The organism is Thioalkalivibrio sp. HK1 (assembly GCA_000583135.1).
Taxonomy (GTDB): Bacteria; Pseudomonadota; Gammaproteobacteria; order HK1; family HK1; genus HK1.
The window spans coordinates 1-16,032 of sequence record JFBG01000077.1 but is presented as its reverse complement, the minus strand read 5'-3'; the positions used below and the strand labels follow the sequence as shown (position 1 = coordinate 16,032).

Genomic DNA, 16,032 nt, shown 5'->3' with positions numbered 1-16,032 from the left:
TTTCCAAGTCGTAGGCGAAAAGCCGATAGCGGGTGGCGGGCGGTTTCGATGCGCCACAGGGATCGAGATGATGGAAACGTTCGATCGATCCATCATCGAGGCCTTTCGCCTGAATGCCTAAATGTCGTTTTTCGTCTCTTTCGGCTCTCGATCCCCGAGATCCAACGCCAGATCTTTCGCCGCCCCGATATAGCGCGCAGGATGAAGGCGAAGGAGAGCATCCTTGTCGTCTCGAGGGATCGGCAAGGAATCGATGAATTCCTCGAGATTCTTTCGATCGATCTTGCGGCCCCTCGTCAGGGATTTGAGTCGTTCGTAGGAGTTCTCGATGCCATGACGCCGCATGACGGTCTGGATCGCCTCCGCCAGCACGTCGACCTGTCCTTCGAGATCGCGCGCCAGCGCTCCTTCATCCACTTCGGCGCGCTCGAGCCCTTTGAGGCAGGATTGATAGGCAATCAGTGAGTGCGCAAGGGCAACCCCGATATTGCGCAAAGCGGTGGAATCGCTGAGGTCTCGTTGCAGGCGCGAGATCGGGAGTTTTTCCGCAAGGTGTCCGAGCAGGGCGTTGGCGATACCGATATTGCCCTCGGCATTTTCGAAATCGATGGGGTTGATTTTATGCGGCATCGTCGACGATCCGACCTCGCCTTGAACCGGGCGCTGGCGAAAATACCCGAGCGAGATATAGCTCCACATATCCCGGCAGAGATCCAAGATCACCAGATTGAAGCGGATCAGGGTATGAAAGAACTCGGCGATGAAGTCGTGGGGTTCGATCTGGGTGGTATGGGAATTCCAGTCGAGCCCCAACCCCTCCACGAATTCGCGGCCGATACGCGGCCAGTCGATATCGGGCCATGCCGCCAAGTGCGCGTTGTAGTTCCCGACCGCCCCGTTGAATTTGCCGCGGATCGGGCTCTTGGCGAAGCGATCCAAAGGCCGATCCAAGCGATGGACGAAAACCGCCATTTCCTTGCCGAGGGTGGTGGGGGAGGCGGGTTGTCCGTGGGTTCTGGCGAGCATCGCGCTGCCCGCATAGGCGCGGGCGAATTCGCGAAGGGCTTGTAATAGCCTTCGCATCGGCGGAAGAAGCACCTGTTTGCGGGCATCGAGCAGCATCGAAGCGAAGGAGAGGTTGTTGATATCTTCCGAAGTGCAGGCGAAATGGAGCATTTCCTTGGCGTTGTCCAGCCATGCGATATCCGCACCATCGAGCCCGGGGGCGATATCTTCGGTCTTGGACAAGCGCTCCCGTAGAAAATACTCCACCGCCTTGACATCGTGATTGGTGGTTTTTTCGATGGCTTTGATGCGTTCGGCGTCGGCCAAGGAGAAGTTGTCGACGATATCGTCGAGAAAGCCCATCGCCTTTTCCCCAGGCGGGGCGGGGGTATCGATATCGGGTTCCAATGCGAGTTTTTGCAGCCAGCGAATCTCGATCAGCGTTCGATATCGAAGCAAGGCATATTCGCTGAAGAACGAGCGCAAAGGTCGGGTGCGTCGGGCGTAGCGTCCATCGAGCGGGGAGACGGCGGTCAAAGGCGAGAGATCCGAGTCTTCGATGGTCGGTCGCTCGACCTCCAAGGGCGAAAAGGTCATTGTCGATTGGCATCCCAAGTCGCTTGTTGCTCGGGTGTGGCTTTCGCTTGGTGCAGGTCTTTCCATGTCTGATAGGGCATGTCATAGATGATCTCGCGGGCCGCTTCGTAGTCCATTTCCACCCCTTTTTCCTCGGCCGCGGTGCGATACCATTTCGAAAGACAGTTGCGGCAAAAGCCTGCGAGGTTCATCAGATCGATATTTTGCACCTCGGGATGGGTGCGCAGGTGCTCCACGAGACGGCGAAAGGCGGCGGCTTCGATTTCGGTGCGGGTTTGATCGTTCATGGTGTCATTCCTTATTCCTTGTCCGAAGCGTCGCCCGAAGTGTCGCCAGAAGCGTCGGAAGTGTGCGGTCGGCAACCCCCGACGAAGATGGATGCGAATGGCTCGGTCTCGGGCTCGGACTCGGGTTTATCGACAAGAGCGGCAGGAGTGGCAGGGGCGAAAGGCGCCAATCAAGCGGCGAGTTGGCGCACGACATAATGCAAGATGCCGCCGTGTTCGTAGTAATCCCACTCCATCGGGGTATCGATGCGCACCTTCGCCTGGAATTCCGTGTGGGTGCCATCCGGGGCGGTTGCGATGATCTTCACGCTTTCGGCCCCCTTTTCCAGCCCCTCGATATCGTAGGTTCGATCGGCATCGAGCCCCAGGCTCTCGGCGCTTTCTCCATCGACGAAGGTCAGGGGCAAAACCCCCATGCCGACCAAGTTGGAGCGGTGGATGCGTTCGAAGCTTTGCACCAAAACCGCCGCCACCCCGAGCAGCAAGGTCCCTTTGGCCGCCCAGTCTCTGGATGAGCCGGTGCCGTATTCCTTGCCCCCGATCACGATCAGCGGCGTGCCTTCTTGTTTGTAGCGCATGGCGGCATCGTAAATGCTCATTTGCTCGCCGGAGGGTTGGTGCTTCGTCCAACCGCCTTCGGTTCCGGGGGCGATCCGGTTGCGCAGGCGGATGTTGGCGAAGGTCCCGCGCATCATCACCTCGTGGTTGCCGCGCCGGGAGCCGTAGGAGTTGAACTCGCGCGGCGGCACTTGTCGCTCTTGCAGGAATCGCCCGGCGGGGCTTTCTTGTGTGATGGCACCGGCGGGAGAGATATGGTCGGTGGTGATGCTGTCCCCGAGCAGGGCGAGCATACGGGCTTTGCGGATGGAGGGAATTCCGCGCGGATTCATGGACATCCCGTCGAAATAGGGCGGGTTGTTGATGTAGGTGGAGGTCGAATCCCAGCGGAAGCGATCCGCCTCCGGGGTTTCCATCGATTGCCAGCGCTCGTCGCCGTCGAAGACCCCTTCGTAGCCGGCGCGAAAGATATCAGGGGAAATCGATTCGGCGATGGTTGTTTGTATTTCGCTTCCCGAGGGCCAGATATCGCGCAAAAAGACCGGGTTGCCTTGGGTGTCTTCGCCCAAAGGCTCGCTCGAAAAATCCATATCGCAGCGTCCGGCAAGCGCATAGGCGACCACCAAGGGAGGGGAGGCGAGGAAGTTCATCTTCACATCGCCGTGGATCCGGCCTTCGAAGTTTCGATTCCCGGAAAGGGCGGCGCTGACGATCAGATTGCCCTCTTCGATGGCTTTGCCGACTTCATCGGGCAAGGGCCCGGAATTGCCGATGCAGGTGGTGCAGCCGAAGCCGACGACATGAAAGCCCAAGCCCTCCAGATCGTCGAGCAGACCCGCCTTCGCAAGATAATCCTTGACCACCATCGATCCCGGAGCGAGGCTGGTTTTGACCCAGGGGCGAACGCGAAGGCCGCGCTCCAAGGCGTTGCGGGCGAGGAGTCCGGCGCCGATCAGCACCGCGGGGTTCGAGGTATTGGTGCACGAGGTGATGGCGGCGATGACGATCGCGCCGTCTTTCAATGTGTAGGACGCATCCCCCTTTTGGACGGTGATACCGCCATTGCCCTTGTCCTTGCCCTTGGCATCGGGCTGATCAGTGGCATCGCGCTCGCCCTGCATCTTTTGCAGATGCTCTTTGACGACGCTCCCGGCTTGGTGCAAGGGGATTCGATCTTGCGGTCGTTTCGGCCCGGAAATACAGGGCTCGACCTCGCTCATATCCAAATGGAGGGTATCGGTGTAGATGGCGGCGGGGTCTTCGGGGTTGCGGAACATTCCTTGGGTGCGAGCGTAGGCCTCGACCAATGCGATCTTCTTCTTGGAGCGGCCGGAAAGGTGCAGGTAGGCGAGGCTTTCGGCATCGATGGGAAAGATGCCGCAGGTCGCGCCGTATTCCGGAGCCATGTTGGCGATGGTCGCGCGATCCGCCAAGGGAAGGCGATCCAGCCCCTCGCCGTAGAACTCGACGAACTTTCCGACCACTCCGCGTTTTCGTAGCATCTGCACCACGGTCAGAACCAGGTCGGTGGCGGTGGCCCCCTCGGGCAAGGTGCCGGTGAGTTCGAAGCCCACCACCTGCGGGATCAGCATCGAGATCGGCTGGCCGAGCATCGCCGCCTCGGCCTCGATCCCCCCGACTCCCCAGCCGAGCACTCCCAAACCGTTGACCATGGTGGTATGGGAATCGGTGCCGACGACGGTATCGGGATAGGCCCGCAAGACGCCTTCGTGATCGCGATCGAAAACCACTCGGGCGAGATGCTCGAGGTTGATCTGGTGCACGATGCCGGTACCCGGCGGTACGACCTTGAAGTTTCTGAAGGCTTGCTGACCCCAGCGGAGGAAGGCGTAGCGTTCTTGGTTGCGCGAGAATTCGATCTCGGTATTTCGCGCAAGGGCGTCGGGGCTGGCGAATCGATCGACTTGCACCGAGTGGTCGATGACGAGTTCGACCGGTGAAAGGGGATTGATCCTTTCCGGATCTCCGCCGAGATTGCGCATCGCATCGCGCATCGCCGCCAAGTCGACCACCGCGGGGACGCCGGTGAAGTCCTGCAGCAGGACCCTCGAAGGGGTGAAGGCGATTTCGACCGAGGGCTCGGCGGTGGGATCCCAAGCCGCGAGGGCTTCGATATCGCTGCGAGTGATGGAGACGCCGTCCTCATGGCGCAGCAGGTTTTCGATCAGGATTTTCAAGGAAAAAGGCAGTCGTGAAAGATCGAAGCGATTCGCCAGTGCATCGAGTCGGAAAATCTCGTAATGGTCGCCGTCGACATCGAGGGTGGAGCGGGCGTTGAATGAATCGGCCATGATGGTTGCGCCTTCGGTTGGATTCGCTCTTGCCGGACAAGAGCCACGGGGTAAAGGGATGAAACACGATCATATCACCGGCATCGAGGGCGTTTCGATATCGAGGGTCAACGTATTGATTGTCGAGTGCGTGGACGGCCTCGAAAAATCACTCTTTTCTCTCGATTTCCCCGTCTCGGAACGGGTTCTGAGGTGCTGATTCAAGAACCGATTCAAGAATCGAGTCAAGACTTGATCCAACAATGCGTTTTATGGGGATGAAGCGAGTCGTTTCGATGCATTCCAAATCGCTGGGGAACAAAGCGATTCGAATCCCAAGGCAACGGTGCAACCGGTGCCGATGGGGGATTCATCCCCATCGGCCAAAGAAGGGCCGCATGAGGATCGATGCCTTAGAAAGAGCGTCGATGAGATGAATTGCAGCGAGTTATGGCGATGGGATTCGGTGATTGCCACCGCCGAGGCTCGAAATCGATCGAGCCTCGGTCGATCAAGGCTTGACCCCGATCGGGATCTTCTTGATCGGGGGTTATGAATATCACTTCGCCGGATGCGTTCGAAGCGCGAGAGATGCCCGGGATCGAATATCGATTCCCAAAATTTCGGGATCGTTTCCGATGGTCTTCAATCTCCCCCGATGGCCGACAGTCGTGCGCTACATACAAGCAGGCCTCGCCCTCAGCCGCCCGCGCTGTTGTTGACCAAGGCTCCGCCGCCGCCCGTCCGGGTCAGCACCTGCAAGGTGAATCTTCCTTTCGAACTGACCTCGCAGCCAAGCCCCAAATCCTTCCACCGGTATCCGATATTCGAGGCGATCTCTGCAGATTGCAGGTGCCGTGTCATCCGTCGTTCGATTTGCCCTAAATGCCAAGGAGTCAGCCTTCTTCCGTCATCCAAGTAGCATACGAAGGAGGTGTCGAGGCAATCCCCCACATCCGAGTTGCAGCGAATCCTGATATTCGATTCATCGGAGGAATCCGGTGAGGGAATCGATTCGATATCCGCTCGATAAACCCCGTCCATGCGGACGCTTCGAATCAGCGCGCTGTTGTTGACGAGAACCCCGTTGCCCGAGCGCGTCCAAACCTGGGCCCCGATCCTCGCATTGCCGCGCAAGGAGCATTCCAGCCGGCCTTTGCCCGCCCAGGACTTTCCTCCCATGAAACCTTGGATATCTTGCGCCGTATAAGATCTTGCTTGATAGGCGGGGATCGGCTCGGGGAGGGCGCCTTGATAGATCGACCCGTCCGATTGAGCGGCGCAATCCAAAGAGACCATGCAAGGAGTGGATTGCCTGCATCGGATTCGAAGGGTGATGCCATCGTTCGCATCCGGTGGCGGGAGGGCGAGGGCTTGGGCCTTCAACGATTCCCGGTCGATATCGTTGACCATGACATCTTTGAGCAGGCTCTTACCCTCGAAGCTAAAGAGGTAGGTGTGGATGCTGTCGTCCGTATCCGAGTCTTTATGGGCGCTCACCCGGATCGTTTGATCCTCGTTCCAATCCGAGGGAGTGAAGGCGATATCTCTGCGGGAAATCCCGACTCCCGAAGCATCCGTGATCTTCGAGATCCGAACCGGCACTTCTCCGATGGGTTTTGCGCTCAGACGGATTTGGAAGGCACCTTCTCCCCCCTCGTCGATCTCGAGATCCCCCTCGGGGGCGATGATCAACGTCCCGTCGTAGTTATGGACCGACGGGGGCGGCCCGGACTTGTCGTTGTCGATGATCGAAACCCCGGTGAAAATGCGAGAGGCGCTGAACCCCCCGCCGGAGATTTCAATCGTGATCAATGCGCTGTCGTCGGTGTCGTCTTCATCCTCGTTGGCCACGATCGAGACCGGCTGCGTGATCGAGTGATCCGAAGAGGTGAAGGTCAAGGAGGACGGAGAGAGGGTGAGGTCGGGCCGATCGCTTAGGAGGGAAATGGTCGCGCTCCCCACCGGGGCCTTCGAAAGACGGACCCCGACGCTCACCGAGTCTCCCTCGGCGAGGGGGGGGATCTGGGGATCGAAAACCACGATATCTCCCACCGGGGGTCTATCGCTGTCGATGAGGATGAGCGTGCGGGTCACTGAAGATGCGATGATTCCTCCCGATGCTTCGAGGGTGATCTTGTCGAAATCGTCCTCGAAATCGGAATCGTCTCTGGTAAGGATCGAGAAGTTTTGCGCGGTCGAGTAATTCGAGGGGGTGAAGGTCAGCGAGTTCGGGGAAAGGGTGATATTGGGCAAGGAGTTCGTCAAGGAAATCGTTATGTTTTCCTTGACGGCGGTCGCGTTCGGATCGGGGCGAAGCCAGACGGAAAGATCGCTCGATTCCCCTTCCGTCACTTTCAAAAGCCCCGAACCCGAGAGATGGATATCTCCAGGTGGGGTGTCGTCATCGGTGACCGCAACGGTAATGGTCCCCGACGTGCCTTGGTAGTTCGCGCCCGACCCGGCGATGGAAAGACTGAACGAGCCGTCGTTGGCGTCATCGTCATGGTTGGCGGTGACGGTCACCCTTCGGTGTTGATTCCAAGCGTTCGTTTGGCCGTATTGGTTGAAGGCCAGCGTGCTCGGAACGACGCTGATCGATGGATCGGAAGGGGTCACGGTCACCGTGATATTTCCCGAGGGTCGAAATGCCGGGCGCACTTCGAAATGGCCCGATGCGCCTTCATCGAGCGACAATGCGTTGACGTTTTTGAGATCGAGCGCCGGTTCGTCGTCATCCTGGATATTGATCCTTCTCGTCGCATTGGGGGCGTCGAATTTTCCTGTGGCCGAGAAGGTGATCGTGCCGGCTTCGTCGCCGGCATCGTCGTCCGAGTTTGCGGTGACGGTGATCTGTTTTGCGGTCGAGTAATTCGAGGGGGTGAAGGTCAAAGAGGTCGGGGAAAGGGTGATATCCGGGTTGCTCTTCGAAAGAGAGACGGTCACGTTCGATTTCGGTTTGGCACTGAGTTTGACCGAAAGGTTCGCCCCCGAGGCATCTTCCTCGTCGATGGATACCGCTCCCGAGGGGGTGATATCAATCGTTCCCGGTGGCGGTTCGTCGTCGATGATGGAAACGGACTTCGTCACATCGGGGGCGATGATTCTTCCCGTGGCCGAGAAGGTGACCGTATCGGATTCGTCGGCGGCATCGTCGTCGTCGGTGGCGCTGATGATGACCGATTGCGCGGTCGAATAATTCGAGCGAGTGAAGTTCAAGAAGGAGCTGGAGAGCACCACATCCGGGTTGGTCTTGGATAAAGAGACCCGCACATTCGATTTGGGTTGAACGCTGAGGCTGACCGACATGCTCTGCCCCGTGGTATCGCTCTCATCGATTTGCAGCGCCCCCGCCGGGGTGATATCGATGGTTCCCACGGGATCGTCATCGTCGGCGATGGAGATCTGCAAGAGCGAGTACACGCCGACATAGTCTCCGCTTCCGGCTGCCGGTAACACAGTGACTGTGACGAATTCGTCGTCGATATCATCGTCGTGGGCTGCGGATAGGCTCACCGTTTGGGCTGTACTCCAAGACTTCGTCGTGCCGTATCGATTGAAGGTCAATGCGGTTTGATTGCCCGAGGCGGCCGAGTCGGTATCGACGACGAGCGATGAATTCGAGGGCGACACGGTCACGTTCACGGTAACGTTCGACGAAGGCCGGGTGTCCAAGCGCACATTGAAAGTGCCTGGCTGTCCGCCTTCCTCCAGATTCAAGGAGGTTTTGTTGACGTTTACACGCGGCTCGTCGTCATCGGTGACGGGGACGCTGATGGTTGCGCTCTTTCCAGCGATATTCGCTCCCGTCGCGGTCACATTGATAGAGTATGAATTGTCCTGCGCATCGTCGTCATGGCTTGCAGAGACCGTTATCAACCTGCCTCTACTCCAATTGTTCGTATTGCCCCATCGATCGAAGGTCAACGTGGTGGTATCGAGGCTGATCCTTTGATGCGAGGGGGTCAAAGTCACCGTGCCGGTGCCCGAGGGTCGGGCGTTCAGGCGCACATAGAAAGTCGCTTGAGCGCCTTCTGCCACGGTCAAGGAAGTCAGCTCCGGTACGCTCGTATCCGAGCCGTCATTCAGCTTGGTGATTCTAAGCTGCACATCGTCATCGACGACGGTGACATCCCTCGTGGTATTCGGGGCGATGATGCCTCCCGTGGCCGAAAAGGTGACCCTGCCGCCATCATTTTCGGTATCGCTATCTTGGGCCCCCGAGACGGTCACCGTTTTCGCCGTTGAATAATTCGAGGTGGTGAAGGTCAAAGAGGAAGGGGAGGTGGTGATATCCGAGTTGTTACTGGCAATGGAGACCGTCACGTTCGATTTCGGCCTGGCACTGAGGTTGACCGAGTATGTGTTCGAATTACCCTCGGCTATCTCCAAGGTTCCCGTTGGAGTGACCTGAATCGACCCGGCGACTTCATCGTCATTGATTCTTATAGTACAACTAGCAAGAACAAAATTTCGGTCTAAAGCCTCTATCGTTGCGGTTTCATCATTGGCATCGCTATCGTGGAGGGCTCTGATTCGGATACCGGTGTAACCAGAGGCATTACCACTTGTTCGAAACGTCTGGGATGTACCGCAGGAATTACCAGAGCAGATTTGGATGTCCGAGTGTGTAGATCTGATTCCAGTACTCACAACGCCGCCAATCCCTCTTACTCTAAATCCCACTGCCCATGCAGTCTGTCCCTCATCGATCGAATTGTTGCACCGTATAGATGTCTGCGCATGCGCAGAATCGACTGCAGCCATCGAACCGAGGATGAGTAGCAAAGGTGACGCCATAAGAACGAAGCGACGCCTCTTTTTGCGAGCGAGAAGATTTGCCCGCTCATCACGATGAGACGATGACGGGTTTTGATGGGATAGAGATAGGGAACGGCTACCTTGAGAAATGCAAGCGATCCGCCGAAGGAGTGCAAAGGCGTATCCCCCAAGAGACTTCGAGAACGATGGATCGGAAAGGTGAGGCTCTCGCTCGGCCGCCGACTTTCGCTCGGCGGATTTTCGAGGGGGGATCGATTTCATGGGATTGATCCTTTTCAAATCAGACCATGGCATTGATTGACAATTGATTCGAGGATTATTCGCAGATCGCATCGGTTGCATCGTTCGTATCGGTGCCGAGGATCGTGTGAGAGGCCGAAGTCGCTTTACTTGCTGATGGAAGAATCTCTCCGATCGAGATTCCCGTATCGACCCTTTGGATGAATCTCAAGCGAGGCATCGAGGATCATTCGCCCGAGGTCGGCCGATTCATGAACGCTTGCGGATTATATCCCTTCGCGATTTGACCGGCTTGCCATCTCGATTTCATGTCGTGGAATACCCCATCTTTTTGCTCTTATGTCAACGACCCGTATCCGTCGATGGCCATCGGTTTGGCCGCGCGGTTGTCGGTGAGCGATCTACAGGTGGATGGTGCGATTGTCGCAGGCGAGCGCCGCCTCGTGCAGGGCCTCGGCGAGGGTGGGGTGTGCGTGGACGGTGCGGGCGATATCCTCGGCGCTGGCATCGAAGGCCATGGCCACCGATGCCTCGGCGATGAGTTCGGAGGCGTTCGCCGCCAAGATATGCACCCCGAGAATGCGATCGGTGGCGGCATCGCTCAGCATCCTGACCATCCCGGTGGTCTCTCCGGCGGCCAAGGCCCGTCCATTGGCCAAAAAGGGAAACGAGCCGCTGCGAAAATCGACGCCCGCTTCGGTGAGATCGGCTTCGCTGCTGCCGATCCAAGCGATCTCCGGATGGGTGTAGATGACCCAAGGGACGAGGCGGTGATCGATATGACCGACTCCTCCGGCGATGCGTTCGACGACGGCCACCCCTTCATCGGATGCTTTGTGGGCGAGCATCGGCCCCGAGGTTGCATCCCCGATCGCCCAGATCCCCTCGGCGTCGGTACGGCAATCGGCGTCGGTTCGAATACGGCCTTGCTCGTCGAGCAGCACTCCGGCCGCCGCCGGATCGAGGCCTTCGGTATTGGCGCGCCTTCCGACGGCGACGATCAATCGATCGAATTCCAAGGCGGAGGCGCCGCCGTGATCGTCGAAATCGACGCTGACACCTTGGGAGTGGGCGCGGGCGCGTTTCACCCGGGAGCCCAAGCGAATATCCAGCCCTTGTCGGGTGAGGGATTGAAGGGCTTGGGAGGCGATCTTGCGGTCGGCGGCGGGCAGGAAATCGGGCAGCGATTCGAAGATCGTCACCTTCGAGCCCAAGCGACTCCAGACGCTGCCGAGTTCGAGGCCGATGACCCCGGCCCCGATGATGCCGAGTCGCTCGGGGACGGTGGAAAAGGCCAGCGCCCCTTCGCTATCGACGATGCGTTCGCCGTCGACCGGTGCGACCTCGATATGAATCGGGACCGAGCCGGTGGCGAGGATCACGTTCTTTCCTTCGAGGATGCGATGCCCCTTTCCCCCGTGCAGCGCAACTTCGATGCGTTTTCCTTGGCTCAAGGTCGCCAAGCCGGTGATCGACTCCACTCGGTTTTTGCGCAGCAATCCTTTGACCCCGCGGGTCAGTGTGTCGACCACCTTGTTCTTGCGGGCTTGCATGCGAGCGAGATCGAAGGTGATCTCCTTCGCATCGATGCCGTGGGCGGGTAGAAGATGCCTAAGATTGTGGTAGTGATGCGAGGAATCCAGCAAGGCCTTGGAGGGGATGCAGCCCGCATTGAGGCAGGTGCCCCCGGGGGAGGGATTGCCTCGGGCATCGACCCAAGCATCCACGCAGGCGGTGGATAGGCCGAGCTGGGCGGCGCGGATGGCCGCGACATAGCCGCCGGGTCCCGCCCCGATGACCACGACATCGAAATGCTCCGGTTGCATGGCTCCCTCGTTTTTTCCTCGTTTGGAATCTTCGTCGATCGCGTTTTCGTTTGTCGATCGGATCTTGGATCGGATCGCGGGTCGATACGTCGATCGAGTCCCGGGTCGAGCCTTCGCGCAATCAAGCGTTCAACAGCAGCCGGCTCGGATCCTCGATGGCTTCCTTGACGCAGACCAGAAATTGCACCGCTTCTCGTCCGTCGATGATGCGGTGATCGTAGGACAGGGCGATGTACATCATCGGCCGCACGACGATCTCGCCTTCGACCACCATCGCCCGCTCCATGATCTTGTGCATCCCCAATATCCCGCTTTGGGGAGGGTTGAGGATGGGGGTCGACATCATCGAGCCGAAGATTCCGCCGTTGGAGATGGTGAAGGTGCCGCCGCTCATATCGTCGATCGACAGCGAGCCGTCTCCGGCGCGCCTGCCGAATTCCGTGATCGTCGATTCGATGTCGGCAAAGGACATCCTCTCGACATTGCGCAAGATGGGGACGACCAATCCGCGCGGGGAAGATACCGCGATGCCGATATCGCAGTAGTCGTGGTAGACGATATCGCCACCCTCGATGTAGGCATTGACCGCGGGGAATCGCTCCAATGCCATCACCGCGGCCTTGGCAAAGAAAGACATGAAGCCCAAGCGGGAACCGTGGCGTTTTTCGAAATCCTCCTTGTATCGGGAGCGAAGCGCCAAAACCCCGCTCATGTCGATTTCGTTGAAGGTGGTCAAGATGGCCGAGGATCGTTGGGCGTCGAGCAGCCTTTCGGCCACCCGCCGACGCAGCCTCGACATCGGCTCGCGCCGTTCGTTGCGCGAATCCGTTCGCTCGCTCGCTGCGGGTGGGGGGGAGGCGGGTGCGGGGCTCTCGCGCTCGGCGCTCTTGGCCTGCGCCGCCGGGGTCGGTGTCGGCGCGGGATCCGGATCCGGAGCGGGATCGGACGCTGCCACGGGATCGGATACCGGTGCCGCTGCTGCCGCCGGGGCGGGCGTGGTTATCGTTCGATGAGTCGGCGTCTCGGGCATCGGATCCGCAGCCCCGGCTTCGACTTCGGCCAGCGCATCGGCCTTGGTGATCCGCCCATTGGGACCGCTACCCTCGATGCGAGCGGGATCGAGATCGTGCTCGCCGACGATGCGCCGCACCGCCGGGCTCAAAGGCGGGGTTTGGGGGTGTTTTTCGGTTTGGGTTGCCGGTGCGGCTGCCGATGGTGCCGGAGTGGCCGCCGCGTCGATGGCGTGTGCATCGTCCGCCAAGGCATCGGTGCCGTCATCGCTTCGGTGCGCCCGCTCCTCCTCGGATTGGATGCGGGCGAGAACCTCGCCACTTTGGACGATATCGCCCTTTTGCCGTAGCACCTCCACCAACTTCCCGGAGATGGGCGCGGGTACTTCGAGCACGACCTTGTCCGTTTCCAGCTCGATCAGAATATCGTCTTGCTCGACATCGTCGCCCGGTTGTCGGCGCCAATCCAGTAAGGTCGCATCGGGGATCGATTCCGCGAGTGTGGGCACTTTGACTTCGATGCTCACTTGATGGTTCTCCTCATCATCTTGTGCGAGGTATCGGGATCGTCGAAGAGAAGTCTCTTCGAAGAGGTTTTCGGCAAAGGGGCGCTCGCCGGGTTTCTTTTCGCGCGATCATTTCGTTCGCGATCGCTTCTAAGAGGATATCGATTTCGCTCGTTGGCATCGAACGCTCGATCGTCATTGGAAAATGGGCCGAGCGAGCGGGTCGCAATGGTTTTTGTCATCGACATATCAGGCGATCTTGCGCGCCGGTTGCAGACCCAATGCCTCTTCGACCAGAGCGTGCTGTTGTTCTTTGTGGAGGCCCAGATAGCCGGCGGCGGGGGAGGCGGAATAATCGCGTCCGGCATAGCCCAAGGTGCGCCCGCCGTCTATGCAGCCTGCAAGGTGTCGCCTCGACAGCATGAAGAACCAACTTCCCTGATTGCGCGGCTCTTCTTGTGCCCAGCAGACATCCATCGCTCTTGGCCAAGCATCGAGGGCGGCTTTGATTTCCGCATCGGGAAAGGGATAGATCTGCTCGACCCGGACGATGGCGACATGTTTCAAACCGGCCTCTCGTCTTCTGGCGAGAAGGTCGTAATAGACCTTGCCCGTGCAGAGCACTAAGCGGGTGACGCGATTCGGATCCAGATCGTCCACCTCGTCGATCAGCACTTCGAAGCCATTGCGACAAAGATCCTCTCGGCTCGATATCGACATTCGATGCCGTAGCAGACTCTTGGGGCTCATGATGACCAAGGGTTTGCGATAGGGCCGCAGCATCTGTCGCCGAAGGAGGTGGAACATTTGCGCCGGGGTGCTCGGCACGCAGACCTGCATATTTTCCTCCGCGCACAGCTGCAGGTAGCGCTCCAAGCGGCCGGAGGAATGTTCGGGTCCCTGTCCCTCGTAGCCATGCGGGAGCATCAAGACCAACCCTGAGAAGCGCCCCCATTTGGCTTCCGACGAACTCAAGAACTGATCGACGATCACCTGAGCCACATTGGCGAAATCCCCGAACTGCGCCTCCCATATCGTCAACCCTTCGGGTTCGGCGGTGGAGTAGCCGTATTCGAAGCCGAGCACCCCCACCTCCGAAAGGAGGGAGTTGATGATTCGCACTCGAGGTTGTCCTTCGAAAAGGTGCTCCAAGGGGGTCCAAGTGACCCTTTGCAGTTGGTTATGCAGTACCGCATGGCGATGGAAAAAGGTTCCGCGCTGGCTATCTTGCCCCGATAGGCGCACCGAGTAGCCGTCTTCGAGCAAGGTGGCGTAGGCCAGATTTTCCGCACATCCCCAGTCCAGCGGACGATTGCCGGCGATCATTTCCGCCCGGGCGTCGATGGTGCGTTTGACGCTGCGGTGGAGTTCGAAGCCCTCGATGGGGACTTCGCATAATTTCTTGCCCAAGCGCTCGATCCGTTCGATGGTGACACCGGTATCGGCCGGATGCCGCCAGTTCGTATCGAGATAGGGTGCCCAATGGGGAAGGTATTGCTCGATATCGGGGTGTTCGACCAAGGGCCTTGACATCGTGCGGTTTTCTTCGAGCCCCGAAAGATAGGCCTGCGACATCGCATCGGGCTCGTCGGCTTCGATCACGCCCTCGGCGACCAAGCGATCCGCGTAGATCTTGCGTACCCCCGACAAGGATCGGATTTTTTTGTACATCATCGGCTGGGTGGCCAAGGGCTCGTCGGCCTCGTTATGACCGTATCGGCGGTAGCAGATCAGATCGATCACCACGTCTTTGTTGAAGCGCATTCGAAAATCGAGCGCAAGGAGGGCGACGAAGACCACCGCCTCGGGATCGTTGCCGTTGACATGAAATATCGGGGCTTGGATGAGTTTGGCGACATCGGTGCAGTAAAGGGTCGAGCGAGAATCGAGGGGGTCACTGGTGGTGAAACCGATTTGATTGTTGATCACGATATGCGCGGTGCCCCCGGTGCCGTAGCCCCGGGTTTCGGAGAGGTTGAGGGTCTCGGTAACGACCCCTTGACCGGAGAAGGCGGCATCGCCGTGGATCAAAATCGGCAGCACTTGGCTGCGCTCGCTATCGCCGCGTCGCTCCTGCCGCGCGCGCACCGAGCCCTCCACGACCGGATTGATGACTTCGAGATGAGAGGGGTTGAAGGCCAAGACCAAGTGCACCGGCCCCCCGGGGCTGGCCACCGAGGATGAAAATCCCAAGTGGTATTTGACATCGCCGGATCCGGCATGCAAATCGTTCTTGCCCTCGAACTCCCCGAAAAGGGAAGCGGGATGCTTGCCCAGAATATTGACCAGAACATTGAGCCGTCCGCGGTGGGCCATGCCGATCACCACTTCGCGAACGCTGCGCGAACCGGCCCCTTGGATGATCTCGTCCATCAAGGGGATCAGGGCTTCGGCTCCCTCCAAGGAAAAGCGTTTTTGCCCGGGATAGCGGCGGTGAAGGTAGTCTTCCAGTTTGCGGGCCGCCGTCACCCAACGCAGGATATCGCGTTTTTTGCGGGCGTCGTACCCCGGCTTTCCGCGGCAGAATTCGAGGCGTTGCTGCACCCACCGCTTTTGTTCGGTGGATGTGATATGGGTGAGCTCCACCCCGATCGATCTCCGATAGGTATCGCATACCAAGTCGTAGATCTCGCGCAAGGTCGCTTCCGGTTTGCCGATATATAAAGTGCCGGTATTGAATACCTGATCGAGATCGTTCTCGAGTCCGTAATGCTCGGGGTAGAGATCCGGCACTCGGGGTCGTTGATAAAGAGCGATGGGGTCGAGGTTGGCTTCCCGGTGCCCTCGATAACGGTTGGCGTTGATCAAAGACAGGACCTTCATCTGCTTCTCGGCGAAGGTCGAGAGCTCCCCCGGGGATTTTTCGGGTCGTTCGCCGAGTCCTCCGGTCTTTGCGACCGAGGCATCCGAGGCATCGCCCGCCTCCAATC

General features: G+C 59.0%; 8 protein-coding genes. 1 reads left to right on the top strand and 7 read right to left on the bottom strand.

The window, feature by feature from the left end:
* Positions 1-117: 117 nt before the first annotated feature.
* The 3 genes from purB to acnA form a co-directional block, all read right to left on the bottom strand.
* Entirely contained in the window at positions 118-1,602 is a 1,485-nt protein-coding gene (purB, locus tag BF99_RS0117270) for an adenylosuccinate lyase (protein WP_025772080.1), read from the bottom strand.
* Complete coding sequence (locus BF99_RS0117265) at positions 1,599-1,889, bottom strand: DUF1244 domain-containing protein (protein WP_025772079.1); 291 nt, start codon at positions 1,887-1,889, stop codon at positions 1,599-1,601. Before BF99_RS0117265 ends, purB begins: the two co-directional genes overlap by 4 nt.
* Positions 1,890-2,059: 170 nt before the next feature.
* Entirely contained in the window at positions 2,060-4,759 is a 2,700-nt protein-coding gene (gene acnA / locus BF99_RS0117260; RefSeq protein WP_025772078.1) for an aconitate hydratase AcnA, read from the bottom strand.
* 58 nt (positions 4,760-4,817) lie between these two features.
* Between acnA and BF99_RS0117255 the strand changes: the two genes are divergently transcribed.
* Positions 4,818-4,958, top strand: coding sequence for a hypothetical protein (locus tag BF99_RS0117255; protein WP_156013438.1), 141 nt, complete (start codon positions 4,818-4,820; stop codon positions 4,956-4,958).
* Positions 4,959-5,437: 479 nt separating this feature from the next.
* Here the strand turns inward: BF99_RS0117255 and BF99_RS0117235 are convergent, their stop codons facing one another.
* The 4 genes from BF99_RS0117235 to BF99_RS0117195 all read right to left on the bottom strand — a co-directional run.
* Positions 5,438-9,064: a hypothetical protein gene (locus BF99_RS0117235; RefSeq protein WP_156013436.1), complete on the bottom strand. Its 3,627-nt coding sequence runs from the start codon at positions 9,062-9,064 to the stop codon at positions 5,438-5,440.
* 1,097 nt (positions 9,065-10,161) lie between these two features.
* A complete protein-coding gene (gene lpdA, locus BF99_RS0117210) occupies positions 10,162-11,586 on the bottom strand; it encodes a dihydrolipoyl dehydrogenase (RefSeq protein WP_025772073.1) in 1,425 nt (474 codons plus the stop codon).
* Between the two features lie 121 nt (positions 11,587-11,707).
* Entirely contained in the window at positions 11,708-13,123 is a 1,416-nt protein-coding gene (gene sucB / locus BF99_RS0117205; protein ID WP_025772072.1) for a dihydrolipoyllysine-residue succinyltransferase, read from the bottom strand.
* A 228-nt stretch (positions 13,124-13,351) separates the two neighbouring features.
* Positions 13,352-16,032: 2-oxoglutarate dehydrogenase E1 component (locus BF99_RS0117195; protein ID WP_025772069.1), on the bottom strand; the 2,681-nt coding region annotated here is incomplete at its 5' end.

What these genes read in the sequence shown, in the direction of transcription:
- purB (WP_025772080.1), bottom strand. Translation starts at nt 1,602, where the DNA reads ATGACCTTTTCGCCCTTGGAGGTCGAGCGACCGACCATCGAAGACTCG.
- BF99_RS0117265 (WP_025772079.1), bottom strand. Translation starts at nt 1,889, where the DNA reads ATGAACGATCAAACCCGCACCGAAATCGAAGCCGCCGCCTTTCGCCGT.
- acnA (WP_025772078.1), bottom strand. Translation starts at nt 4,759, where the DNA reads ATGGCCGATTCATTCAACGCCCGCTCCACCCTCGATGTCGACGGCGAC.
- BF99_RS0117255 (WP_156013438.1), top strand. Translation starts at nt 4,818, where the DNA reads ATGAAACACGATCATATCACCGGCATCGAGGGCGTTTCGATATCGAGG.
- lpdA (WP_025772073.1), bottom strand. Translation starts at nt 11,586, where the DNA reads ATGCAACCGGAGCATTTCGATGTCGTGGTCATCGGGGCGGGACCCGGC.